Raw genomic sequence first — 25,879 nt, forward strand, 5'->3', positions numbered from 1 at the left:
CCATGTTCAGCACCGTTCTTATTGCTAACCGTGGCGAAATCGCCTGCCGTGCTATCCGCACGCTGAAACGCCTGGGTGTGAAAAGCGTGGCCGTCTATTCGGACGCGGATCGTAACGCCCGTCATGTTAAAGAAGCCGACCTGGCCATTGCGCTGGGCGGCGATAAAGCCAGCGACAGCTATCTGTGCATCGATAAAATTCTGGCAGCCGCGAAGGAAAGCGGTACGGAGGCTATCTGGCCCGGTTACGGATTCCTGTCTGAAAGCCTGCCGTTTGCCGCGGCCTGTGAAGAGGCCGGGATTGCTTTTGCCGGCCCGACCGCGCAGCAGATTGGCGAATTTGGCCTGAAACATCGCGCCCGTGAACTGGCAGCGAGTGCCGGAGTGCCGATGACACCGGGCACGCCGCTGCTGAACTCGGTGGAAGAGGCTCTTAGTGCGGCAGAGACCATCGGCTACCCGGTGATGCTGAAAAGTACTGCCGGTGGCGGCGGGATCGGTCTGACCCGCTGTGCAGATGCGACCGCATTGCAGGAGGCCTGGGAGAGTGTCCGCCGCCTCGGGGAACAGTTTTTCAGCGATGCCGGGGTGTTCCTTGAACGCTGTATCGATCGCGCCCGGCATGTTGAAGTGCAAATTTTCGGGGATGGCCGCGGTAAGGTGGTCGCGCTCGGCGAACGGGACTGTTCGCTGCAGCGTCGTAACCAGAAAGTGGTGGAAGAAACGCCGGCACCGAATCTCCCGCAGGCCACGCGTGACGCCTTACTGGCGTCTGCCGTCCGCCTGGGCGAACTGGTCAGTTACCGGAGCGCCGGGACGGTGGAATATATTTATGATGCTGAACAGGATGCCTTTTATTTTCTTGAAGTCAACACCCGTTTACAGGTCGAGCATCCGGTGACCGAATGTGTCACCGGCCTGGACCTGGTGGAGTGTATGCTCAGGGTCGCGGCAGGGGATGCCATTGACTGGGAGCGCCTGCAACAGCCCCCGGCCGGTGCGTCGGTTGAAGTCCGTATTTACGCCGAGGATCCGCTGAAAAACTTCCAGCCCTCGCCGGGTGTACTGACCGGCGTCACTTTCCCGCAGGATGTGCGGGTGGATAGCTGGATCGATACCGGTACAGAGGTCTCTGCTTTTTATGACCCGATGATCGCTAAACTGATCGTCCATGCAGAAACGCGTGAAGCCGCACTGGCCAAAATGCAGCAGGCGCTGGATGCAACGCAACTGCACGGGATCGCCACCAATCTCGATTATCTGCGGCAAATCGTCGCCACCGAAGCCTTCCGCAGCGGGAAGGTCTGGACGCGCTTCCTCGACAGTTTCACCCCGGCCGCCAGTGTGATCGAAGTGTTACAGCCAGGCACCTTCAGCACCGTTCAGGATTTCCCCGGCCGTCAGGGCTACTGGGATATCGGCGTTCCGCCTTCGGGGCCGATGGATGACTTTGCCTTCCGGCTGGCAAACCGTATTGTGGGTAACCATGAAAGTGCTGCCGGGCTGGAGTTTACGCTGCAGGGGCCGACACTGCGTTTTCATTGCGATGCCGTGATAGCGCTCACCGGTGCCGATTGTCCGGCAACCTTAGACGGTGAAAGCGTGCCGTACTGGCAGCCGGTCAGAGTCCGTGCCGGGCAAACGCTGGTATCAGGCCGTGCACAGAAGGGATGCCGCACCTATCTGGCGGTACGTAATGGTTTCGATGTGCCGGAATATCTGGGCAGTCGTTCCACATTCTCACTCGGTCAGTTTGGCGGTCACGCCGGACGCACCCTGCGGGTGGCCGACATGTTACCGGTTTCCCGCCCGCAACTGGCTGCCTGTACCACACCGGCCCCGGTCAGTGAGCCGCAAGCGGCGGACCCGGCACTGATCCCTGAGTATGGCAATGAATGGCGTATCGGCGTGTTGTACGGCCCGCACGGTGCGCCTGATTTCTTCACCCCGGAAGCCATCGACGAGTTCTTTGCCGGTGAATGGCAGGTACATTACAACTCTAACCGGCTCGGCGTGCGGCTGACCGGCCCGAAACCGTCCTGGGCCCGCGCCAATGGCGGTGAAGCCGGACTGCACCCTTCCAATGTCCACGATTGTGAATACGCGATTGGTGCAGTGAACTTTACCGGAGATTTCCCGGTGATCCTGACGCATGACGGCCCGAGCCTCGGCGGTTTTGTTTGTCCGGTCACTATCGCTAAAGCGGAATTATGGAAAGTCGGTCAGGTGAAACCCGGGGATCGTATTCGTTTTTATCCGATCAGTGCCGATGAAGCCGTCGCGCGGGAAAAAAGTCAGGCCCGCAGCGTGGAAACATTACACAGCAATGAGACGCCGTCTTTTGCCACTCCGTCACTGGCCGCCAGTGACACCGGTTCGGCGACACTGTTAGCGGCATTACCGGCGACCGCCACCACCCCGGCAGCCGCGTACCGGCAGGCCGGTGACAAATATATTCTGATTGAGTATGGCGATAACGTGCTGGACCTGGCATTACGTCTGCGCGTGCATTTACTGATGAATGCCCTGCGTGAACGGGCCGTGCCGGGCGTGGCAGAACTCTCACCCGGAGTGCGTTCTCTGCAGGTGCGTTATGACAGTCTGATCCTCAGCCAGAAAAAACTGATGGATCTGCTGCTGGAACTGGAGGCCGGGCTGGGGGATGTCAGTCAGCTGAAAGTGCCGTCACGTATTGTCTGGCTGCCGATGGCGTTTGAAGATAGCGCCACCCTGGGTGCCGTGGAACGCTATAAAGAAACCGTCCGCGCGACAGCGCCGTGGCTGCCCAATAACGTGGATTTTATTCAGCGTATCAACGGGCTGGAGAGCAGGGAGGAAGTCCGCGACACCCTGTTTAACGCCAGTTATCTGATCCTCGGCCTCGGGGATGTTTATCTCGGCGCACCCTGTGCCGTTCCTCTCGACCCGCGTCATCGCCTGCTGAGTTCCAAATATAATCCGGCCCGTACCTTTACTGCGGAAGGGACCGTGGGTATTGGCGGCATGTATATGTGTATCTACGGCATGGACTCGCCTGGGGGTTATCAGCTGGTGGGCCGCACGTTACCGATCTGGAATAAATTCCTGAAAAATGATCAGTTTGCGGCAGAGGAACCCTGGTTACTGCACTTCTTTGATCAGGTGCGTTTTTATCCGGTTTCGGAAGAGGAACTCAGCGGGCTGCGGGATGATTTTCGCGAAGGCCGGGCGACCGTCCGCATCGAAGAAACCGTCTTTGATTTTGCGGCGCATCAGCAGTTCCTGCAGGAAAACGCAGCCCCGATAGCCGCGTTCCGTGAACGTCAGAGTGCGGCCTTTGAACAGGAAGTCACGCGATGGGCACAGGAAGAGCAGGAAGCCCCGCTGACCAGCGAGGAAACACTGGTTATCAGCGAAGACGAATGCGATGCACTGGCGGTCAGTGCCGACATGAACGGCAATATCTGGAAAGTGCTGGTGAAGCCTGGCGACCAGGTCGATGCCGGGCAGACCCTGATCATCGTTGAAGCGATGAAAATGGAACTGGCGATCACCGCACCGCAGGCCGGTACGGTAAAACGACTCGCCTGCCAGGCGGGCCGGGCAGTCAGCCCGGGCGATACCCTGCTGTGGCTGGAGTAAGGCGTGATGATGACTCCAACCCCGAAGAGTAAAGGACGGCCTGAGGCGCTGGCAGAGAAGGTCTACCAGGCACTGAAACAGGACATTTTTGAGTTTCGTCTGATGCCCGGCGACCGTTTCAGCGAAAACGAGATTGCAGAGCGGCTGGAAGTGAGCCGTACCCCGGTACGTCAGGCGCTGTTCTGGCTGGAGCGCGAGGGATATGTCGAAGTGTGGTTCCGTAGCGGCTGGCAGGTAAAGCCGTTTGATTTCGAATATTTCGAAGAGTTGTACGACTTTCGTACCGTGCTGGAGCGTGAAGCGGTGCGTCGTCTGTGTGCCATGCCACCGCTGGCCTGTGCCGAAGTGCTGGCTGAACTGAAACGTTTCTGGATCGATACCCCGCGTCCGGACGACGGCAGGATCGTGTCGGCGAAGGACGAAGCCTTTCATACCACGCTGGTCGCCGCAGCCGGAAATCAGGAGATGGCGCGGGTCCATGCCGGACTGACCGAAAAAATCCGGATTATCCGGCGGCTCGACTTTACGCGGGAGGACCGGGTAGAGGCGACTTACCTCGAGCATACGCAGATCCTGCAGGCCATCTTCCGGCAACACACCGACGAGGCACAACGTATTTTAACCGGCCACATTGCGGTCAGTAAGGCGGAGGTCCGGAAAATCACCTTACACCGGTTACAGCAGGCCCGGCCGCAGCCGGCGGCACCGGAGGAGGCAGACACCACTCATCGGCGAGGGTGAACAGACCGGGGCGGACCCACGTATTTAGCCGCCCCGGGGGGGCCTGCGGGGAAACCGGCAGCAGGGCAGGCAGGGTTTTTGTCACTGCCACGCCGCATAGGGCATTGAAAGGAGACGCGGCACTGCCTGTGACCCGCCGTCAGCAGGGAACCGTACCGGGACCGGCCGGGAACCACAGGGTCACTGCGGCCGCAGAAAGTGAGGGTAAATCATCAGCGACCGCTGACGGTGGCGCAGCGTGTCAATGAGCAAGGGTAAGAGAACCTGTGGCAGAAACCAATCAACGAGTTAACCGCAATAGGATGGATTATGAATATAAACGATGATGTCGTGACGTCGGGGGCTTCCCCGCAACAAAGTAATCATTCTGTCAATGAAACGCTGGAGGACTATACCTTACGTTATGCTCCTTACAGTTTCAGACGCTGGGGCAGCCTGACGGTTGCCATTACGGCACTGGGCGGAATTGCTTATCTGGCAGATTTCTCCATCGGGGCCAGTATCAGTCTTTCCTACGGAACAACCAATGCGCTGCTTTCCATTCTGTTTGCGGCGATCATTATTTTCCTGACGGGGATACCGTTAGCCTATTACGCTGCCCGTTATAATATCGATCTCGATCTGATTACCCGCGGCGCAGGATTTGGTTATTACGGCTCGGTGGTCACCAGTATTATCTTTGCCAGTTTTACCTTTATATTCTTTGCCCTGGAAGGATCTATTATGGCCCAGGGGTTACAGCTGGGGTTAGATATTCCCTTATGGCTGGGATATTTATTATCCACCGTGCTGGTGATCCCTTTAGTGATTTACGGGATGAAAGTCTTAACTAAACTGCAGATCTGGACGACGCCATTATGGCTGGTGCTGATGATTGGGCCGGTCCTTTACCTGGTCTGGAAACAACCGGATCTTCCGCGACAGTTTATGGCCTTTGCGGGGCAGCAGGGCAAAAGCGGCATTAATATGTCTTCTGTGATGCTGGGGGCCGGGGTCTGCCTTGCGCTGATTATGCAGATTGGTGAGCAGATCGACTATCTGCGTTTTATGCCGGCAAAAACGGCTAAAAATAACAAAACCTGGTGGCTGGCAGTGATTTCCGCAGGCCCGGGCTGGGTGATCCTCGGGGCCATTAAACAGGCCATCGGCGCCTTCCTGGGGTTCTATCTGCTGACACTCACGCCCGGAATTAACAGTACCGAACCGGTCCGGCAGTTCAGCGCCGCTTTCCACGATATGCTGCCTGGCGGAGCCGCACTGACACTGGCCGTGATCCTGGTGATTATTTCCCAGATTAAAATCAATGTGACCAATGCGTATTCCGGTTCTTTGTCCTGGACCAGTGCGTACACGCGGATACGCAAACATTACCCGGGGCGCATCGTCTTTGTACTGGTTAACCTGGCCATCGCACTGGCACTGATGGAAGGGGATATGTTCTCTGTGCTGGGTAATATCCTGGGCTTTTATTCCAACTTTGCCATCGCCTGGGTGACCGTGGTCGCGACCGATATTGCCGTCAATAAATACCTTCTCAGGCTATCTCCTAAGCAGCCTGAATACCGCCGGGATATGTTGTATAGCGTCAATCCGGTGGGAATGGTCTCATTCCTTGTGGCTGCCGGGCTGTCTATTGCGGCCTTTTTCGGTCTGCTGGGGACGTTTCTGACCTCTTATTCACCGCTGATTGCTCTGGTGGTGGCGGCGGTGATGACACCGCTGATGGGGCTGCTGACGCGCGGGAAATTTTATATTAAAAACACCTCGGATGGCATCGAAGAGCCCCGTTATGATCACGACGGGGCACCGGTCGGCACCGTCTATTCCTGTGTTGCCTGCGCCCAGCCTTACGAGCGTCCGGATGTGCTCTTTTCCCGCCAGCATCAGGGCGTGATCTGCTCGTTATGTAAAACCCTGGAGTAGCCCCGGTAACCCCCTCCGGCCGCTGATCATCAGGGACGATCATCAGCGGTTATCTGCAACGATTACCGCCATGCGGAACCCGTTAAGTCACTGGCTTTCTTCAGGGCGGCATCACCGGAAGTACACCGAAAAGCCCCGCCGTTGGCAGGCTGCCCTGATTCAGCGCTTTTTTATTTTCTGTCATGCCATGGCTTACCACTCTGCCTGGTCGCGCCATTTTTGCCGGCACGGTACGGCGTTTTCCGGAGCCGGCAGCCAGCGCAGAATCATCTCTGTCAGCGATTCTGCTGCCTCAGGGATTAATCTCGCGGTCAGATAAAAACTCACGACGGATGGCGGGGGGATGGCAGGCACATTAAAACGCTAATATGGCCGTACCCCTGGTTTTCCCGGCCCGGTCTGTGTTTATCCTTCACTGACCGAAGGTTCACCGGCGGAAAAAGGAAGGTCCCGTATCACACCCATGCTCACCGCCTTTAAGACAACGTGCAACGGATCGGCAAACCGCGGGCCACTCAGGCTTTGAAAACGTTTGTCTGATGCCATTCGATAAATTTATCCGCGGGCCAGTAGGCCTTATTGCCGGGCAGCAGCAGTTTTTTCCCTTCGAGGTCCCGGAAAAGACGGTCTACCATGGGGCTGCGATTGATGCCGCCGGAGATACGGATGGTCAGATGTTCATCGACCCCGATTGCGCCTCTGTCGAGTGCCGAATGGTGTACCGAACACAGCGCCAGTCCGTTACTGACCTCGCACGGGCCACCATACTGTTTCCAGCGGATATGTGCCGCTTCCAGCCCGACCAGCGCCCCATCCAGTCGCAGGTTATAACCGCACACAGCACATTGAGAATGGTATGCCCGCAACACACTCTCGCGGAAACGCGGGTCGCGTGTTTTCATCAGCGTGATAATATCGAAGCCCAACTGATCGGCGAGTACCTGCTGCAGACTTTCCGGAAAGCGTTCCGTCAGAATATTTTGTGCCAGCTTATCGATCATTGCCGGGTTTTGATTCAGTGCCCGGAAACTCTCCTCATCAAAGCCCCCGCTGACCTGATGTTCTGTCAGTTCACGTTTTAAAGGCTGGGTATTACCTTTGCGCGGTTTACAACGTTCGGCATTTTCCAGGCACCAGAAGCTTTCTGTCCTCAGTCGCCAGAAAGGCATGTTCGGGTAATAATCCCGCCGTTTCGGGCCAAATTCCTGCAGTAACTGCGTCAGTGGCTGCTGGATCTCGTCACCATAATTAAACAGCCTGTGATGGCCTTTTTTATATTGCGATAATACATACAGTATCAGCAGAGGTTTATGGGGCGCACATTGGTCACCTTTCCGCCAGACAGCGACATCGGCAATGGCCTGGTTCAGGATGTGATATGAGGTCATAGTCATTCGTCACAGCTCAGGGGGATAACGAGCATGCACGTAACCCGGAGAAAATTCAATATTCACCCGGCGGCGGCAGGCCATCATCGTTAATCAGGCGGGTCTCCGGGGCTGGGGAGATCAGTCACCGCCGCCGGCAGACAGGCAGACAGGCAGACAGGCAGACAGGCAGACAGGAAGACAGGAAGACAGACAAACAGGCAGACAGGCAGGCAGATAAACAGACAAACAGACAAACAGGCAGACAAACAGGCAGACAAACAGACAGACAAACAGACAAACAGACAAACAGGCTGACCGCCAGCCAGAGATCTGCCGGTGGCAGTCCCGCGGGGATGCCGGGACAGAAAGCCATCTCCCGGTTTCAGGACATCGCGGGGACAGGGTTTGATAATAGGGTCGGGGAGTTGTTTATTCCGCCATTAACGACAGTGCAACTTCCGCCTGCCGTGATCGGCCGGGAAGCTGCGCTGCATATTATTGAAGGACGTACCGGTGGGGGCTGTAAGCGGCTTCACTGCCCGCTACTGATCCGCAGTTCCGCCTGAGGACGGTTAACTCAGTGACCAGAGCGCGCCGCTCATCAGCACGGCCTTACCGCCGGCAGCGTACAGTGAAAGTTCCCGCTCTCCGGGCCGCGGATAGATCCGGCTACTGAGCACCGCCTCGCCATCATTGACGAAGACTTCTGCCGAAGACATGTCCAGAAAGATCCTCAGCGACAGGGACTCCCCGGGGGGTAAAGCAATACTGCGATAACCGTCGATCGCCTCCTCCGGACTGTGACGCCACAGCACCAGCCGGCCCGCCTGATTATCGACATATAACTGCAGGCTGCTGCCGAGTCTGAGTCCGTAATGTTCGGCCTCGCTTTTCCGCAGGTCCCACTGTAGCGTGACTTCCACTGCCTGCGCGTTATCCTGTAATACGCGGGTTCCGGTGATCTCCCCGGCAGGGATTGCCTGATGTGAACCGCGCAGGGTCTCCGCTTCCTGCACCGGCCGCTGGATCAGTTTCCCTTCATGTTCGGAAAGTTCACGGGCCAGCGTCAGGCAACCGGACCAGCGCTCTTTTTTGGAGGGCATGGGGGATTCCCACATATCCATCCAGCCAATCATCACACGCCTGCCGTCACCGGCCGTAAAGCTTTGCGGCGCGTAAAAATCATGGCCATTATCCAGCTCGGTAAAAGCGCCGGAGGGGATAAAGTCACTGCCCGGAGACCACTGACCCGGGATGACCCCGCTCTGAAACAGGTTACGTTTGTGGTAGCCTTGCGGTGACATCCCCTGCGGGGAGAACATCATATAATGGTGTTTGCCGAGAGCGAAAAGATCCGGACATTCCCACATATAGGTTTCACCATCATCGGCCTGGCCGAGTACGCGATCGAAGGTCCATTCACGTAACGAACGGCCACGGTAAAGCAGGATCTGCCCGATATTGTCCGGAGTTTTTGCCCCGACCACCATCCACCAGTGGCCGTCCTGCTGCCAGACTTTCGGGTCGCGGAAATGCATAATCCCTTCCGGAGGCGTTAACACGACCCCCTGTTTCACGAAATGCACGCCGTCCCGGCTGGTGGCCAGGCATTGTACCTGACGGATTTCAGCATCATTGCCTTCTCCCGCCAGCCAGACATGGCCGGTATAGATCAGCGAAAGGACACCATTATCGCTGACGGCACTGCCGGAAAAACAGCCATCTTTATCCTCATCATCGCCCGGCGCCAGGGCGATAGGTTCATGATGCCAGTGCACCATATCTTCGCTGGTGGCATGTCCCCAGTGGATCGCTCCCCAGTTCTCATTCAGCGGGTTGTGCTGATAAAACGCGTGGTAGCGGTGGTTAAACCAGATCAGGCCGTTGGGGTCATTCATCCATCCCGCCCGGGGGGCGAGGTGATAATGCGGGTAAAAAGTGTTACCACGATGATCGCACAGCTCTTCAAGCGCCTTCTGCGCCTTATCCGGACGGGATTGAGTCATATTCAATATCCTGATTCAGTAAATTCACCTGATTGTTAACGTTAACTATGACAAAGATAAAGCCGCTAAGTTTGCTTTTTGTGATGTTATTCGCAAATGTTAACGTTAACCATCCGGATTTGTGATCGAATATGCATATTGCTGATAATTCGCAACGAATTTCGCATAAAGCAGTTTATCAATGTGCTTATGCAGCATAAGCACAGGATAAAAACATGTCAGTGAAAGTGTGGGTGTTAGGGGATGCGGTGGTGGATCTGTTACCGGAGGCCGATGGTCGCCTCCTGCCGTGTCCCGGCGGAGCGCCGGCCAATGTGGCCGTGGGTATCGCCAGGCTGGATGGACGCAGTGGTTTTATCGGCCGGGTGGGGAGTGATCCTTTCGGTGCCCTGATGCAAAAGACTCTGCAGGCGGAGGGCGTGGATACCGCTTACCTGACTGAAGACGAATGGCACCGGACGTCGACCGTCCTGGTGGCACTTGAACAGGGCGAACGCTCATTCACCTTTATGGTTCGTCCGTCTGCCGATCTTATGCTGGAAAAAACCGATCTTCCCCGATGGCATCGCGGTGAGTGGTTACATCTCTGTTCGATTGCTCTGTCGGCGGAGCCCTCACGCAGCAGTGCATTGGCCGCAATGTCAGCACAACGGGACGCCGGCGGATTTGTCAGTTTTGACCCGAATATTCGCCAGGATCTCTGGCCCGATACCCGGCGATTACAGGAGTGCCTGCAACAGGCGTTACAGCTGGCCGATGTGGTCAAACTTTCAGAAGACGAACTCACCTTTATCAGCGGAGAACCGCTCAGCGATCGGGGTATCCGCACGCTGGCGGCAGAGAATGATATCCGGTTATTGCTGGTCACCCGCGGAGCCGACGGGGTGGCGGTTTTTTGGCGGGGGGAGGTCCGCCATTTCCCGGGCAGGCCGGTGACCTGTATCGACAGTACCGGGGCCGGGGATGCCTTTATGGCCGGTTTACTGGCCTGGCTGGCGGCGCGGGGCTTTCCGGAAAACGAAGAAGAATTACAACAGATGATCGACCAGGCCCAGCGGTGTGGTGCGATAGCGGTGACGGCAAAGGGGGCGATGACGGCACTGCCCCGTCGGCAGGCATTGACTCAGGGAAAGTAACAGCTAAACCGCGCTTCCCGTGGACAGGATCTCCATTTTATTAACGACAGGCAGGTGATTATGACGCTGAATATCCCCTTCAGAAATGCGTACTATCGTTTTGCATCCGGTTACTCGTTTCTCTTTTTTATCTCCTGGTCATTATGGTGGTCGCTGTATGCCATCTGGCTGAAAGGGCATCTGGGGCTGTCCGGTACCGAATTAGGGACGCTGTACTCCGTTAACCAGTTCACCAGTATGCTGTTTATGGTGGTCTACGGCATTATTCAGGACAAACTGGGCCTGAAGAAAACGCTGATCTGGTGTATGGGGATCGTGCTGCTCCTGACCGGGCCGTTTATGATTTATATTTATGAGCCGTTGCTGCGAACCCACTTTTCGGCGGGCCTGGTGCTGGGCTCACTCTTTTTCGGTCTGGGGTATCTGGCCGGTAGCGGCCTGCTGGACAGCTTCACCGAAAAAATGGCCCGCAGTTTCCACTTTGAATACGGGACGGCCCGTGCCTGGGGATCTTTCGGTTACGCCGTCGGGGCATTTTTCGCCGGTATCTTTTTCAGTATTAATCCGCATATTAATTTCTGGCTGGTGTCGTTATTCGGTCTCGCATTTATCGCGATCAATTTCCGGGTGAAATTTCAGCCTCAGCATTGTGTGACCACCGGGGAAGGCCGCGTAAAAAAAGAGGATTTCCTCGCGGTCTTTAAAGATCGCAATTTCTGGATCTTCGTGCTGTTTATTGTCGGGACCTGGTCCTTTTATAATATCTATGACCAGCAATTGTTCCCGGTCTTTTATGCCGGCCTGTTTGAATCCCGTGAGGTCGGCACACGGGTTTACGGCTATCTCAACTCGTTCCAGGTCATACTGGAAGCCCTCTGTATGCTGGTGGTCCCCTTCTTTGTGAACCGTGTCGGCCCTAAGAATGCGTTGCTGCTGGGGGTAGTGATTATGATGCTGCGGATCCTGTCCTGTGCGCTGTTTGTTAACCCTTATATTATTTCGCTGGTGAAGTTATTACATGCGATAGAAGTGCCGCTGTGTGTGATTTCAGTGTTCAAATACAGCGTCGCCAATTTCGATAAACGGCTCTCTTCGACGATCTTTCTGGTGGGATTCCAGATTGCCAGTTCCGTCGGGATCATTTTTCTGTCTGCGCCGATCGGGATCCTGTTCGATAACGCAGGCTACCGGACCGTATTTTTCGCCATCTCCGGCATTGTGTTTCTGATGTTGCTGTTCGGGAGGGTATTACTCAGTAAAAAACGGGAACGCCCCGGCGCTGAACCTGCGGCAGCCACCGCGCCCGGAACACTATAGAACCACGGGATAGCCCGCGGCCCCTGGCTGTTGACCCGGCGGCCGGAAAAACAGACCGGCCCGGGTTCCGGCGCATCTTAAGGGCAGACAGAAGTCTCAGCCAGCAGGTTTTCTGCCGAATCGACAGCCTGTGGCGGGCCCGGGGAGGGTATCCAGCCCTGACGAGTGATGGCAGATCCTGCCGTCCGGGCTCCGCAATCAGACCCGCCTTCTTTTATCCCGTTTTCCTGCCGGCAAGGGGGGAAGTCTGTTCCGGGGAAATCCGGCGATAAACGGGTATGGTCCGGCGGGTGAAACGCGGGCGGAAAACGGAGCCTGGTGCACTCTCCGGGGTGTTGTTCCGCTTCCGGGGACTTACCGGTCTTTGACCCGGATAATGGAGGTATTCCGCCATTCCTCGCCGGACAACGACAGCAGGAATATTACATGCCATTCTTCGCCGGATAACGACAGCAGGAATATTACATGCCATTCCTCGCCGGACAACGACAGCAGGAATATTACATGCCATTCTTCGCCGGACAACGATAGCAGGAATATTACATGCCATTGTTTGACAGTTCTGCCAGGGCATACCCCATTACCTGCCCGAACTATGGTTTCCTCGTTCTCATTCCCGGTCATCCGGGGGGGTATTCTGACGGATCTCCCTGACTGCGGTTACTCACGGTCCCCGGTCACGCGGGGAATATCTTTATCCTTAACCTCAGTTGCGGCTAAAACCCTGGCCGGGACCTTCAGCCCTTCTGTGAGAACGAGCCTGCAAGCTGCCTCTCTTATTTCGTTTCTGCCCCCTATGTTTATTAAAACAGCCCCGGATGTTTTATTAATAATAACTTTCTGACTGTATCAGGATATACGGATATCGGTAACGCGCCGTGACGGTAAAATAGAAAATTCCCTTATTAAAAGTCATTTTCCGCAGTTAATAAATCGCGGTCCCGCGCCAGAAAATAACGGTGAATAGATGAGGATTTAATTTTTCTATTTTCCGGTACGCTGTCAGGATTGACGTCTGTCAGCAGGGCAGGTAAAAGTATCCGCAGGAACGCTTTACCGGGGTGAAATAAGGTAACGGTTCCGGTGAGATGAATTGTAATGAGAATGTTTAATTTTTGTTTTATTTTTTTGGCGGGTTGCAATGAAAGACAGCTTGCGGAAACCTCAGGTGCCCGACTGCACATTATAAGCTGAGTTCACTACGGGATGTGATTATGGAATATTATGCAATTGTTCTGTTGAAATTCATTATCGGTTTTGTGGTAGTGATTTCACACCTTAACTTTTCAGGGAAAACGCAACTGTCCCAAATGACGCCGGTAGATTTTATCGGTAACTTTGTGCTCGGGGGGATCATCGGCGGGGTGATCTACAGTGATGCTATCCCGATGCATCAATATATTCTGGTGCTGTTGATCGGCGTGATGCTGATTTCACTGCTGAACTGGGTGAGTAAACATGTCTGGTTTTTCCGCACGTTTACTATCGGGGAGCCGATCCCTATCATCAAAAACGGTAAGTTCCTGATGGATAACATCCTGCGCAGACGCAATAAAATCGATATTATCAATGTGGCTTCACAGCTGCATTCGCAGGGGATCCACTCTTTCCAGGAGATACGTTACGCACAGATTGAGCCGAGCGGATCACTGTCGGTGGTCTGTGAGGGCAGCAAGATGCCGTCGATTATCGTGATGAAAGATGGCCGGCCAAGAGCGTCGGAACTGAATATGATTAATAAAGATGAAGAGTGGCTGGATGCCAAACTCGACAGCCTGAATATCCCGCGCAGCGATGTGTTTATCGTTGAGTTCTGGGATGGCAGTCTGAACGTGGTGCTGCATGACGGGCAGGTGACACGGGACGTCGCATAAGCGTATACCCGGGGCTTAGGCCCCGGGCTGTCCGGTCTGCCAGCGGGATTTCCTGCGCTCGTAGCTGTTCCCGGCCACCCGAACCCGGTTTTTTAACCCTATCTGCCCTGACCTGATTACCCCCGGACCCCGTGCGACAGTCGTTTCCGCCGAATGTGATCACGAAGCAGACTGATATTAGCCCGCGACGCTGCACGGGTATCACCGATCCACTGTCCGTGGTGGGGCTGCACCGGTAACGGGCACGGTGCAGGCCAAAGGCCCTCTTTTCAGGCAATCGCCTGGCGGGGGCCTTTTCTGTAAGGATTACAGTGTCTGCAGAAATGCCAGCAGGTCATCGTTCAGTTGTTGTGCATGGGTCACGACAAAGCCATGAGGCGCATTGTCATACACCTTTAGTGAAGAATTTTTAATCATTTCGGCCGCCAGTTTGCCGGTGGTTTCAAAGGGAACTACCTGGTCATTGTTGCCGTGGATCACCAGTGCCGGTACATCTATTTTTGCCATATCGGCACGGAAATCTGTCTCCGCAAAGGCCGTCACACACTCCACCGTCGCCTGCAGCGATGCCAGCAAGGCGATATTCAGCGTCTGTGTCCGGACACCCTCAGACACGGTCTGGCCGGCATTCGTGCCGTAAAACGGGGTCGAAAAATCACTGATAAACTGCGCGCGATCTTTCAGCAAGCCCTGGCGAATATCCGTAAACACCGATGCTTCCACACCTTGCGGGAAATCGGGTTTGGCCCCCAGTAACGGGGTCACTGCGCCCAGCAGGACCAGGCCATCAATACGTGAACTTCCGTAATGACTGATATAGCGGGCAACATCGCCTCCGCCCATCGAAAAACCGACCAGAGTGACGTCCTGCAGATCCAGATGGGTCAGCAGATCATGGATATCTGAGGCCAGGGTATCGTAGTTATACCCCTGCCAGGGTTGGCCGGAACGTCCGAATCCCCGGCGGTCAAAGGCGATGGCACGATAGCCATTCTCCGCCAGAAACCTGAGTTGTGTATCCCACATATCGCTGTCCAGAGGCCAGCCATGGCTGAAGACCACCGGTTTGCCGGTGCCCCAGTCTTTAAAATAGAGCGGCGTCCCATCCTGAGTTTTAAATGTACACATAGGTATCCTTTTCGCTGAGAGAGGGTGGCTGCAGGGCTGTTTCCCGGACCTGCCGGCGGGGGGCCGGGAAAATAAACGTCATCTCCCGGCCAGTGAATAAAGTATAGCGTTTACGGAATAGGGCGGGTCAGACAGCACTATTTTCTTTCACTAAAAGCGCGGGATTGAGCAGGACAGATAGCGGATGACACGGGCAGGAAGCGTGAACGGCAGCATAAAAAAAGCCCCGGACGGTGGCCGGGGCGGTGAGATGACAACTTACAATGGCGGGCTTAAGATTCCATCCCGGCCACCAGAAGCTGTTGTTTGTTAATGACCAGATAGCCTCCGATTAACGCCAGCACCGGGATGACGGCCAGCAGGGCACTGACCAGCATGCTGCCGCCGGTCAGGGTGGTGAAGTTAGAAAGCACCATCACCAGCGAGGCCGAAAGCGTCAGTACAGAAACACCCGGCAGGACACGGGTTTTCCAGTGTCTTCCCTGTACCAGGGATTTGTTTTTATTAAAGAACACTACCACCGAAAGGCTGGTCAGCAGCATCAGTAACACAATACCCACGGTGGCAATTCCTGCCATATAGCCGAAGACCTGAGTCAGTGGCTGCAGTTTGCATAATGCACAGATAATAATCAGCACCAGCGCGGTTACCGACTGAACCAGTGAGGCGTTAGACGGTGATTTATGCTGATGGTGTACCGCGGACAGGAACTTAGGCATATAGCCCTGGCCGGACAGCACATATTTGTAGCGGGCTAACACGTTATGGAAGCTCAGCACACAGGCAAAAATACTGCTGATCAGCAGCACCTGAATGATGTTACTTAGCAGGGCGCCGTTATACTGACGGGCAATATCCAGCAGCATATTTCCGTTACCGTTCAGGGTATTGTTGGCGACCGTCACCGCCTGGGATGCCCCTGTCGCTTCAATCATCGCCCAGGCCGAAAAGGTATAAAATACACCGATAATTACTACCGCCAGGTAGGTCGCACGGGGAATAGTCTTGCCGGGATTACGGGATTCATCGCGGAAAATGGCCGTCGATTCGAAGCCGATAAATCCGGTCAGGGCAAACAGCACCGCCATCCCTAAACCATGCGAAAAGGCCGTGGCAGGTTCGAATGAGTTCAGGTTGATACCGCTGGCACCGCCTTTTGACAGTACGGAGAAGTTCATGATTAAGACCACACCAATCTCCAGCACCAGCGCAATCCCGAGGATCTTTGAGCTGAGCTCAATGTGGCGGTAACCCAGAATAGCGACGGCTACAATCGCCAGCACCGAGTACAGCCACCACGGATGGGCCGCGCCCCCGTAATGCACCACCAGGTCATTGACCGCCCAGCCCATATAGCCATAAACCCCGGCCTGAATCGTGGTGTAGGTCACCAGTGCCAGCCAGGCGGCACCCATCCCTGCACGGAGACCCAGCCCCTGGGTGATATAAGAGTAAAAGGCACCGGCATCTTTTACATAGGGTGTCATCGACACAAAGCCGACCGCAAATACCAGCAGGATCAGCGAGGCGATAAGAAAGCCAAAGGGAGCGCCGGCGCCGTTACCGATGCCGATAGCCAGCGGCACGTTGCCGCCGATCACGGTCAAAGGTGCAGCCGCGGCGATCACCATAAAGACGATGCTGCCCACCCCCAGATTTCCGCTGAGTCCGGCGGATTTTCGTGTCGATTTACTGTCACTCATACTGGTATCCCCTGAGTTTTTATGATTCATAATATGTCGGTTCGCAGATCAGTCAGGTAAGGGTTATCCCGTTGTGCCTGAATCACCTGAGACGGATCTATCTCTGCATAAAGCAGTTGTTCCTGAGTTTCTGAAGCCTGCGCTATCACCTGTCCGTCCGGGCCTGCCACCAGACTTAATCCCACATATTCCAGATGTTCTTCCCGGCCTGTCTGGTTGACGTAAGCCACATAGAGCTGGTTTTCCCAGGCCCGGGTGGCTATCAGATGTTTATTCACGAAGTCGAAGGGTTTCATCTGTGCGGTTGCCACCGCGACCAGATGCGCACCAGCCCGTGCGGCAGCACGAACGGTTTCCGGAAACTCGACGTCGTAGCAGATAAGTAATGCAATATTGACCCCGTAACAGGGGATGATGCAGACCGGTTGATCTCCGGCGGTAAACTGACTTTTATCCAGTTCACCAAACAGGTGCGTTTTGCGGTAAATCCCGCTGACTTCCCCCTGCGACGAAATAAAGTAACTGGCATTAAAGACCTTACCGTCCGCAGCCAGCGGTCCGCCTGCGATAATCGCTGTCTGCCATTTGGCGGCCAGTGCCCGGAGTGCCGCGAGGGGAAATGTCTCTGCCATTTCACGGGTACGTTGGTTAAGTACATATCCGGAAAGAAACATTTCGGGGGTGATCAGTAATGACGCGCCCTGACCTGCAGCTTCCTGTAACGCAGAATCCAGCCGGGCCAGATTTGCGGTGTAGTCACAGTGGCTGCTCTGTGTTTGCCAGATTGCGATTTTCATTTTTTCCCCTATCAGCGTTGACAGAATAATTAAGCAATTAGCGTGCCAGTCGTCCCGGCCAGCAGATTTTGCGCTAATACATTAGAAATTATTGAGAATACGGTGACATGACGGACAGAAGACGGTGCCGGATAAAAAAAGGGAGAGCGCGGTGAGCAGGCAGAGTGCTCCGGATTGGTGCGGGTCACTGGTATGCTCAATGATGGCGCACCAGCAGAGTGCAGCGATCATTCTCCGGGGCCAGGCCGGCGAAAGCGGGCGTGGAATATTCCGGAATCCGGAGTCATAAAATAAAATTTAATCAGAATACAAATGATATGAATAATATAATCGTTTAACCTGTTAACAGATTAAAGGATTTTTATAGCATTGGTGATTTTACTCACATATAAAAAAAAGCCAGTCTGCTACTGTCTGATTGATAATAAATCACCTGGAAAGATGAATGAGAATAACACGAGCTTCTCGTGGTGTTATTTATGAGTCATCAGGAAGAATTAAGAATACTTCATTCAGGCTATTAAAAACCGGAAACAGTATTAATTCATGTCATACGGCTAATTGATAAAGGACACTATCAATGATGAAACCTCTGTTATTATCATCGATGATTACCGGAATGCTTATTACCCCGTCAGTCAATGCAGTCAATATGTCATTCCAGCCACAAATCCGCAGTGACCGTCCCAATATTATTCTTATCGCCACCGAGGATATGAACGCCCGTATCGGAGCGTTTGGTGACCCGGTGGCTAACACGCCTAACCTGGATGCACTGGCGAAAGAATCGGTGCGGTTTACCAATGCATTTACCATGGCGGGAGTCTCTGCTCCCTCGCGTGCAGGGCTGATTACGGGGGTATTTGCTCATACCCTGGGATTACAGCATATGCGCACTGCCACCCGACCGGAAGGGGCCTATGTCGGCGTACCGCCTTCCTGGATCAAAGGCTACCCGGAGTTACTGCGGCGCAGTGGCTACTTTACTTATAACGACACGAAAACCGATTACCAGTTTACCCGCGGCCATGCGGATGTCGGGCCGTTCTCGTTGTGGAGCGCACACGGTGATTACGGCAATATGGACGATTTGCGGGTGCCGGTGGCCTGGCGTAACTATGATCTGCAGGGTAAACCGTTTTTTATGAACTTTAACCCGCAAATTACCCACGAGTCGGCACTCTTTACCGACAATAATACGCCGAAGGGTTTTGAATATATTACAAAAGTGTGGAATGAACTGCGCTCGTATTACCGCTATACCCCCACCGACCCGGCCAAAGTGGTGATCGAACCCTGGCTGGTCGACACCCCGGAGACCCGTCAGGAACTGGCTCAGCTGTATGACAATATTCAGGTGATGGATCAGCAGGTCGGTCATCTGGTCCGGTCCCTGAAGAAAGATAAGCTCTGGGACAATACCATCGTTATTTTCACCGCCGATAACGGCGATGGCCTGCCGCGTAAAAAACGGGAAGGGTATGATTCCGGCACCCATGTCCCGATGATGATCCATATCCCGGCCAGATACCGGCCGGCGGGCTGGCCTGCCGACGGCAGCAGTGATGACCGGCTGATTTCGTTCGAAGATCTTGCGCCGACCCTGCTGGGCTATGCCGGGGTAAAGGTGCCTGATTATATGAAAGGAGTCGATCTGTCGAAAGATAATGCCCCGCGCCGTGAATATGTCTACGGCTCCCGGGGGCGGATGGATAACCTGAAGATGCGTTCGCTGTTTGTCCGCGATAAAAACTTCCAGTATGTGCGTAATCTGGACAGCACGCCGGGCGGCGCCAGTATCCCTTTCCGGAATGCGTTACGCAGTATGCATGACCTGGTGAATGCACAGCAGAATAAGCAACTGAATCCGGCACAACAGGCCTGGTTTGCCCCGCGTCCGGCCGAAGAGTTTTATGACCTGAGAAAGGATTCGGCGCAGTTAAAAAATGTCATTGCAGACAAGGCCTATAGCGCAGAAATCGCCCGTTTCCGCAAGGCGATGGATGACTGGCGTGACCAGGGGAATGATACCAACCTGATCGATGAAGGGCAGATGGTAGCCGACCTGCTGGATGCTAATGGACAGCAGCATGTCACCCTGCCGCCGGTCGCCATGCAGGATGAGGTAAACCATAAAATCTACCTGAGCAACCGCACCGAAAATGCCTCCATCGGTTACAGCTGGGATGGTAAGACCTGGCAGCTCTATACCGGTGCAATTACCCCGCGTTCAGATCAGTCAGTCCTGCATTTTAAAGCGGTACGTTACGGCTGGCAGGAAAGTCCGACAGAACAATGGACGCCGGCGGATGGATCCCTGTAATGATGCTGTGCTGCCCTGACAGGCAGCTCTGCCCGCAGGCGGAGGAGTGATCATGAATCGTCCTTTTGAGCATTTCCAGGTGATTACCAAGCCTTCCGGGTCGGTCTGTAACCTTGACTGTACCTACTGTTTTTACCTGGAAAAGGAGCGGTTGTATCCGGACAGAAAAAACCACTGGAAAATGGACGATGCCACGCTGGAAGCCTTTGTGCGGCAGTATATTCAGGCAGACAGTTCCGGGGTGGTGGAGTTTATCTGGCAGGGCGGCGAACCGACCCTGATGGGCATCGATTACTTTGAAAAGGCGCTGGCGCTGCAACAGCGCTACTGCGGCGGCCGGCAAATTAATAATTCTCTGCAGACCAACGGCATATTGCTGGATGATCGCTGGGCCCGTTTTCTGAAAAAGCATCACTTCCTGGTGGGGATATCTCTGGACGGCGACCGCATCAGTAATGACCGCTGGCGTCAGACGCGCGCAGGAAAGAGCAGTTATCCGCAGGTGCTGGCCGGTATCCGTGCCCTGAAGCAGCACGGCGTGGAATTCAATACCCTCACGGTGGTCAATGCGGAAAATGTCCGGCGTCCGCTGGAAACGTACCAGGCGCTGAAGCGCGCCGGCAGTCGTTATATTCAGTTTATTCCGCTGGTGGAAAGGGCCGCCAGCAGGCCAGGCCCGGACGGACGGACTCTGATATCACCGGACTTCACCGGACAGAGCGAGGTCACGCCCTGGTCGGTGCCCGCACAGGCCTATGGCCGGTTTCTGAACAGGATTTTCGACCACTGGCGGCTGAACGACATGGGTCAGGTGTTTGTGATGAATTTTGAACAGACGCTGACCCAGCGGGCCGGGGGACAGGGTTCCTGTGTCACCGCGCCGACCTGCGGGGCGAACCCGGTGATGGAAGCGAACGGGGATGTCTATTCCTGCGATCACTTCGTCTACCCGCAACACCGGCTGGGAAATATACACCATGCGGACCTCCGGGATCTGATCAACGCTGAACAGAATATTCGCTTCGGCCAGCAGAAACTCCGTCACCCCGACCCTGACTGTCTCCGTTGTACGTTCCGGCCACTCTGCCATGGCGGGTGTCCAAAACACCGTTTTGAACCGGCGGTTAACGGCATGCCGAATAAAAACTATCTCTGTGCCGGTTATAAAGAATATCTGCGGCATTGCTTACCTTCAATGGACATTATTCTTTCACTGCTTAACTCGGGGAGGTCTCCGGAAAAAATAAAACGCTATTTCAGACAGCACACCGCATAACAATAAAATCAACGCAACGGGATAGGTTGCAAAATAACTTAAACAAATATTATTTCAGGATGAATTAATATGATGACGATTAAAAATACTTTCGGGGTAATGCTGTTCGCCGGGTTGTCCGCTGTTCAGATGAATGCACAGGCTGTACCGGTGTATGATCAGGGGGGGAACCGGCTGCATCTTGACGGACGTGTACTGGGACGTCATTTCTTCAGTCAGAACAAGGCGATGAGTGGTGATGCGGTAATAGCCCGTATTAATTTATGGGCGGAAACCGATATCAATGATCAGATGTACGGTTACAGCCGTTTCGAACATGATTTCCGGGCAAATAAAGCCGAAAGTGAGCCGGGGGAAGATTATACCCGTTATGCGTATGTCGGACTTTCGGCCCGGGAATATGGGTATTTCGATTACGGCAGGAATGACAGTATTTTTTATGATGTGGTCCGCTGGACGGATATTTTCCCTGTCTGGGGCGCGGGCTCTTTTGCTATCGATAACTTTCTGGCCCGCCGGGGTTCGGGCTCTTTTTCCTATCATAACCGGGACTTCTTCTCTCTGGTGAAAGGGCTGGAAGCCGGTATCCAGTTCCAGGGGAAAAAAGAGGGTAATACCCCGGTACTGAAACAGAATGGTAACGGTTATGGCTTGTCCCTGACCTATAAAATCCCGGAGACCGGGCTGACGGTTGGCGGGTCCTATATCCGTTCGTCACGGACGGATGCACAGAAAAAACTGTCGCCCGGTCGCGGGGACAATATGGACGCATGGGTGGCCGGCGCTAACCTGGAGCACGGTCCTTTTTATGCGGCGGCATTGTATTCAGAAAGCCGTAATCTGAGCCAGGTCCGCAGCAGCCCGCTCAATATTTACGGGTTTGCGAATAAAGCCAAAAGCTTTGAAGCAGTCGCCTCCTGGAATACCCCTCTGGGTTTTACAGCCTCTGCCGGCTATATTCAGTCGCGTGCTGAACGCCTGGAATCCATCGGTCAGGCCTGGCTGGATAAAGCGTGGGTCTTTTTTGCCGCCTGGCCGTTTAATGATAACTTCCGTATTACGACAGAGTACAAAATGAGCCTGCTGAAAGACGATAACGCGCTTCGTCTGGCCAGTCAGGATGCGGTGGCCGTCACCATGATCTATGTCTTCTGAGGCCTACCCTGAAGACCGACAGTCAGATGCGGATTGCGGGAGGAAAGTTGTCACGGTTGCCGGAAGTGTCTGGCCGGCAGTGAGGTAACCGGCCCCGCCCGCAATACGCTGCATTCTATCGGCGGGCCGTTTTCACCTCTCCGGACGCCGGCAGAATTGCCACCCTCAGCCCCCTCAGAAAATGCGGCACTATGGGCCCTTTCAGGGGTAAGACGTGGGTTCCGGACTCCGGTTGACGAACCACGTGACCGGTTATGCAGATTTCTGCACTGACAGATGACAGCCCTTAGCGATATCACATAAATTTTCTGCGGTAATGACTGACCAAAAGCGGTGGCAAATTTCGGCGCTGGCGCAAAGAAAGGCCTGTCCGGAAACGCTATGCTCCCAGTTTGTCAGAGAAAGGGCGATGGCAGATGCATGAATTACGTTTGATATTACTGTTGCTGCAGCAGATGTGTGTCTTTCTGGTCATCGCCTGGCTGATGAGTAAGACACGCCTGTTTATCCCGCTGATGCAGGTCACGGTCAGGTTTCGTCATAAGTTGCTCTGCTATATCACTTTTTCGGTCTTCTGTATCGCCGGAACCTATTTCGGGCTGCATATCGATGACTCCATCGCCAATACACGGGCTATCGGCGCGGTGATGGGAGGGCTGCTTGGCGGACCGTCGGTGGGGGTGCTGGTCGGGCTGACAGGCGGTCTGCATCGCTATTCTCTGGGAGGGATGACGGCCGTCAGCTGTATGATCTCTACGGTGACCGAAGGACTGCTGGGTGGTCTGCTGCACCGGTATCTGGTCCGCCGGGAGCGGGCAGATAAAATCTTCAGTCCGCTGACGGCGGGGCTGATTACGCTGCTGGCAGAACTGGTACAGATGCTGATTATTCTGCTGATTTCGCGGCCTTATCCGGAAGCGCGGTCGCTGGTCAGCCATATTGCCGCCCCGATGGTGATCACTAATACGGCCGGTGCGGCGCTGTTTATGCGCATTTTGCTGGATAAGCGCGAGATGTTTGAACGCTATACCTCCGTGTTTTCAGCCACGGCATTGCGGGTTGCCGCCGCCACCGAAGGGATATTACGGCAGGGATTCAACCAGGAAAACAGCCTGAAAGTCGCTCAGGTACTGCAGCGGGAGCTGGATATCGGAGCCGTGGCGATCACCGATTGTGAAAAGCTACTGGCTTTCACCGGGATCGGTGATGATCATCATCTGGCCGGACGGCCGGTCTCTTCTGATCATACCCGCCGTGCCATTGAAACCGGCAGCGTGGTCTATGCTGACGGTAATGAAGTGCCTTACTGCTGCCGGATCAGTCCGCAATGCCGGCTCGGATCGTCACTGGTGATCCCGCTACAGGGAGAAAACCAGCGGGTCATCGGCACCATTAAGCTGTATGAAGCAAAAAACCGCCTGTTCAGTTCGATCAATCGTACGCTGGGAGAAGGGATCGCGCGGCTGTTATCCGCACAGATCCTGGCGGGCCAGTATGAGCGTCAGACCGCGCTGCTGGCCCGGTCAGAGATTAAACTGCTGCATGCTCAGGTTAACCCTCACTTTCTGTTTAACGCGCTGAATACCCTACAGGCGGTGATCCGCCAGGACAGTCAGCGGGCCGGTTTACTGGTGCAGGATCTGTCGACCTTCTTTCGTAAAAATTTAAAACGTTCGTCAGAAATTGCGACCCTGGGCGATGAGCTGGAGCATGTACAGGCTTACCTGCAAATCGAGCAGGCGCGCTTTCAGTCGCGGCTGAAAGTGACCCTGCAGATCCCGGAGGAATTACGTCATTACCGGTTGCCGGCATTTATTCTGCAGCCGCTGGTGGAAAATGCGATCAAACACGGGACATCACGGCTGTTCGGGGTCGGGGAAATTACTATCTTTGCCCACCGGCAGCCACAATCTGTGCAAGTGACCGTTCAGGATAATGCCGGTCTTTATCTGCCGGAGAATCACCACCACCAGGGGATGGGTATGGGGCTGGCTGACAAACGACTGAAAGCGAAATTCGGCGATGATTACGGAATTACGGTGACGGTGGACAGCGAATGTTATACCCGCGTGACGCTCCGTTTACCGGCGGAGGCGGAGCGATGCTGACGGTACTGATCGTCGATGATGAACCTCTGGCGCGGGAAAATCTGCGGGTGCTATTACAGGCGTATCCGGATGTGGAGATTGCCGGCGAAGCCGAAAATGCGATAGAGGCAATGGCGGCCATTAACCGTCTGCAGCCGCGGGTGGTGTTTCTGGATATCCAGATGCCGCGGATCAGCGGGCTGGAGATGGCCGGGATGCTGGATACCCGTCAGCGGCCCCGTATTGTGTTTCTTACGGCCTATGATGAATACGCATTACAGGCGTTTGATGAAAATGCCATCGATTACCTGTTAAAACCGCTCCAGCCGGCCAGACTCGAAAAAACACTACAGCGTCTGAGGCAGGCAGAGGAGCCTCAGGATTTCAGCCGGATAGAGGTGACACAGCGGCCGCTGAAATATATTCCCTGTAATGGCCTGAACCGTATTTATCTGTTACCGATGGAGGACGTTGCCTGTGTCAGCAGCCGTATAGGTGGCGTCTCTGTGACCGGCCGGGATGGAAAAGCCGGGACGACGGAGTTAACCCTGCGGACACTGGAGCGGCGGACCCCGCTGATCCGCTGTCACCGGCAGCATCTGATCAATCTGGATCTGCTTAGCGAGATCCGTATGCATGAAAATCATCAGGGTGAACTGGTGATGAAAAACGGACTGACAGTCCCGGTCAGCCGCCGTTATCTGAAGGTGCTGAAGGAGATCCTCGGGTTGTCCTCTCCGCGACCGCCGATCTCCGGGGAATGATCCCGGGACGGTAAGAGGATCCGGCAGTTATCCGGGAGTTTACCGGTGTTTCGCCGAATGATTATCTCCGCGACCCACGGTCTGCGCAGATTGACTCCCGGGCGGTAAAAGGATCCGGGAGTTTACCAGCGTTCCACCGGTGATCATCTCCGTGATCCAGAGTTTTGCGGGGAGAGATCCCCGGGCGGTGACAGGGCCTCTGATTATTCAACAGGTTGACTGAATTTCCCGGGATGATCACTTCTGTGACGACGACCTGTGGCAAGAGATCGACCTGTAAACGGATTACCCGGCCCGGCAAGGGGGGATTCGTCGTGGTGGTCCGGAGAGGACAGCATCGCCCCCGCCCCCGGAGAGCGATCCCGGGGATCCACCCGACAGCCAGTGACAGAAAGGCCGCAGTGACAGGGCCTGTTCAGCAGCAGCGCATTCCTCCTTTCCCCTCACCGCCATAGCGTGCCTGCTGGCGTTCACGGAAAAACTCTTTATAACTCATCACCGGCTGGTCAGGATGCCTGAGCTGCATATGCGCCACATAGGTATCATAATCGGGTATACCGACCAGCATTCTGGCGGCATGTCCGAGGTGTCTGGCAACAGAACCCGCTTTACTCATCGCTTCTCCTTCGTCACCGGCCCGGCAACCGCGGGCCGTGACT

General features: G+C 54.9%; 18 protein-coding genes and 1 pseudogene. 12 read left to right on the forward strand and 7 right to left on the reverse strand.

Annotation, left to right across the window (positions count from 1 at the left end; translation table 11 throughout):
• Window positions 1-2: 2 nt before the first annotated feature.
• The 3 genes from uca (at window position 3) to ABD035_RS06160 (ending at window position 6,284) form a co-directional block, all read left to right on the forward strand.
• Window positions 3-3,620 carry an urea carboxylase gene (uca, locus tag ABD035_RS06150; RefSeq protein WP_343868564.1) on the forward strand — a complete coding sequence of 1,206 codons (3,618 nt, stop codon included), beginning with the start codon at window positions 3-5 and terminating at the stop codon, window positions 3,618-3,620.
• Between the two features lie 6 nt (window positions 3,621-3,626).
• The gene (locus ABD035_RS06155) at window positions 3,627-4,361 is read left to right on the forward strand and encodes a GntR family transcriptional regulator (protein ID WP_343868566.1); all 735 of its coding nucleotides are present in this window, start codon (window positions 3,627-3,629) and stop codon (window positions 4,359-4,361) included.
• A gap of 309 nt (window positions 4,362-4,670) precedes the next feature.
• The gene (locus ABD035_RS06160) at window positions 4,671-6,284 is read left to right on the forward strand and encodes a purine-cytosine permease family protein (protein WP_249213534.1); all 1,614 of its coding nucleotides are present in this window, start codon (window positions 4,671-4,673) and stop codon (window positions 6,282-6,284) included.
• A gap of 515 nt (window positions 6,285-6,799) precedes the next feature.
• Here ABD035_RS06160 and ABD035_RS06165 read toward each other — a convergent pair.
• The gene (locus tag ABD035_RS06165; RefSeq protein WP_343868761.1) at window positions 6,800-7,672 is read right to left on the reverse strand and encodes a phosphorothioated DNA-binding restriction endonuclease; all 873 of its coding nucleotides are present in this window, start codon (window positions 7,670-7,672) and stop codon (window positions 6,800-6,802) included.
• Window positions 7,673-8,037: 365 nt separating this feature from the next.
• Here ABD035_RS06165 and ABD035_RS06170 point away from each other — a divergent pair.
• A pseudogene (locus tag ABD035_RS06170) lies at window positions 8,038-8,220 on the forward strand (LacI family DNA-binding transcriptional regulator); the annotation flags it as partial.
• A gap of 6 nt (window positions 8,221-8,226) precedes the next feature.
• On the opposite strand, the gene ABD035_RS06175 reads toward ABD035_RS06170, so the two are convergent.
• On the reverse strand, window positions 8,227-9,660 hold the full coding sequence (locus ABD035_RS06175; RefSeq protein ID WP_343868570.1) for a glycoside hydrolase family 32 protein: 1,434 nt from the start codon (window positions 9,658-9,660) through the stop codon (window positions 8,227-8,229).
• 215 nt (window positions 9,661-9,875) lie between these two features.
• Here ABD035_RS06175 and ABD035_RS06180 point away from each other — a divergent pair, with 215 nt between their 5' ends.
• Window positions 9,876-10,796, forward strand: a complete 921-nt coding sequence (locus tag ABD035_RS06180) for an aminoimidazole riboside kinase (protein ID WP_343868572.1) — start codon at window positions 9,876-9,878, stop codon at window positions 10,794-10,796.
• A 60-nt stretch (window positions 10,797-10,856) separates the two neighbouring features.
• The gene (locus ABD035_RS06185; protein WP_343868574.1) at window positions 10,857-12,113 is read left to right on the forward strand and encodes an MFS transporter; all 1,257 of its coding nucleotides are present in this window, start codon (window positions 10,857-10,859) and stop codon (window positions 12,111-12,113) included.
• A gap of 354 nt (window positions 12,114-12,467) precedes the next feature.
• Here the strand turns inward: ABD035_RS06185 and ABD035_RS06190 are convergent, their stop codons facing one another.
• Window positions 12,468-12,737, reverse strand: a complete 270-nt coding sequence (locus tag ABD035_RS06190) for a hypothetical protein (protein WP_343868576.1) — start codon at window positions 12,735-12,737, stop codon at window positions 12,468-12,470.
• Window positions 12,738-13,327: 590 nt separating this feature from the next.
• Between ABD035_RS06190 and ABD035_RS06195 the strand changes: the two genes are divergently transcribed.
• The gene (locus ABD035_RS06195; RefSeq protein ID WP_212713723.1) at window positions 13,328-13,987 is read left to right on the forward strand and encodes a DUF421 domain-containing protein; all 660 of its coding nucleotides are present in this window, start codon (window positions 13,328-13,330) and stop codon (window positions 13,985-13,987) included.
• 306 nt (window positions 13,988-14,293) lie between these two features.
• Here ABD035_RS06195 and ABD035_RS06200 read toward each other — a convergent pair whose 3' ends face one another.
• The 3 genes from ABD035_RS06200 to ABD035_RS06210 all read right to left on the reverse strand — a co-directional run bounded on the left by ABD035_RS06200 (window position 14,294) and on the right by ABD035_RS06210 (window position 17,615).
• A complete protein-coding gene (locus tag ABD035_RS06200; protein WP_343868580.1) occupies window positions 14,294-15,115 on the reverse strand; it encodes an alpha/beta fold hydrolase in 822 nt (273 codons plus the stop codon).
• 272 nt (window positions 15,116-15,387) lie between these two features.
• Window positions 15,388-16,818, reverse strand: coding sequence for an APC family permease (locus tag ABD035_RS06205; protein ID WP_212713725.1), 1,431 nt, complete (start codon window positions 16,816-16,818; stop codon window positions 15,388-15,390).
• A 26-nt stretch (window positions 16,819-16,844) separates the two neighbouring features.
• Complete coding sequence (locus ABD035_RS06210; RefSeq protein WP_343868584.1) at window positions 16,845-17,615, reverse strand: carbon-nitrogen hydrolase family protein; 771 nt, start codon at window positions 17,613-17,615, stop codon at window positions 16,845-16,847.
• Between the two features lie 580 nt (window positions 17,616-18,195).
• Here ABD035_RS06210 and ABD035_RS06215 point away from each other — a divergent pair.
• The 5 genes from ABD035_RS06215 (at window position 18,196) to btsR (ending at window position 25,220) form a co-directional block, all read left to right on the forward strand.
• Window positions 18,196-19,938 carry a sulfatase family protein gene (locus ABD035_RS06215; protein WP_343868586.1) on the forward strand — a complete coding sequence of 581 codons (1,743 nt, stop codon included), beginning with the start codon at window positions 18,196-18,198 and terminating at the stop codon, window positions 19,936-19,938.
• 52 nt (window positions 19,939-19,990) lie between these two features.
• Complete coding sequence (locus ABD035_RS06220; protein ID WP_343868588.1) at window positions 19,991-21,214, forward strand: anaerobic sulfatase maturase; 1,224 nt, start codon at window positions 19,991-19,993, stop codon at window positions 21,212-21,214.
• Between the two features lie 69 nt (window positions 21,215-21,283).
• Complete coding sequence (locus ABD035_RS06225; RefSeq protein WP_343868590.1) at window positions 21,284-22,369, forward strand: porin; 1,086 nt, start codon at window positions 21,284-21,286, stop codon at window positions 22,367-22,369.
• 416 nt (window positions 22,370-22,785) lie between these two features.
• Window positions 22,786-24,477 carry a LytS/YhcK type 5TM receptor domain-containing protein gene (locus ABD035_RS06230; RefSeq protein WP_343868592.1) on the forward strand — a complete coding sequence of 564 codons (1,692 nt, stop codon included), beginning with the start codon at window positions 22,786-22,788 and terminating at the stop codon, window positions 24,475-24,477.
• Window positions 24,471-25,220, forward strand: a complete 750-nt coding sequence (gene btsR / locus ABD035_RS06235; RefSeq protein WP_343868763.1) for a two-component system response regulator BtsR — start codon at window positions 24,471-24,473, stop codon at window positions 25,218-25,220. Before ABD035_RS06230 ends, btsR begins: the two co-directional genes overlap by 7 nt.
• A 415-nt stretch (window positions 25,221-25,635) precedes the next feature.
• Here btsR and ABD035_RS06240 read toward each other — a convergent pair whose 3' ends face one another.
• A complete protein-coding gene (locus tag ABD035_RS06240) occupies window positions 25,636-25,836 on the reverse strand; it encodes a YbdD/YjiX family protein (protein ID WP_343868594.1) in 201 nt (66 codons plus the stop codon).
• Window positions 25,837-25,879: the final 43 nt, after the last annotated feature.

This window comes from Tatumella terrea (assembly GCF_039523755.1).
In the GTDB taxonomy this organism is placed as follows: Bacteria; Pseudomonadota; Gammaproteobacteria; order Enterobacterales; family Enterobacteriaceae; genus Tatumella; species Tatumella terrea.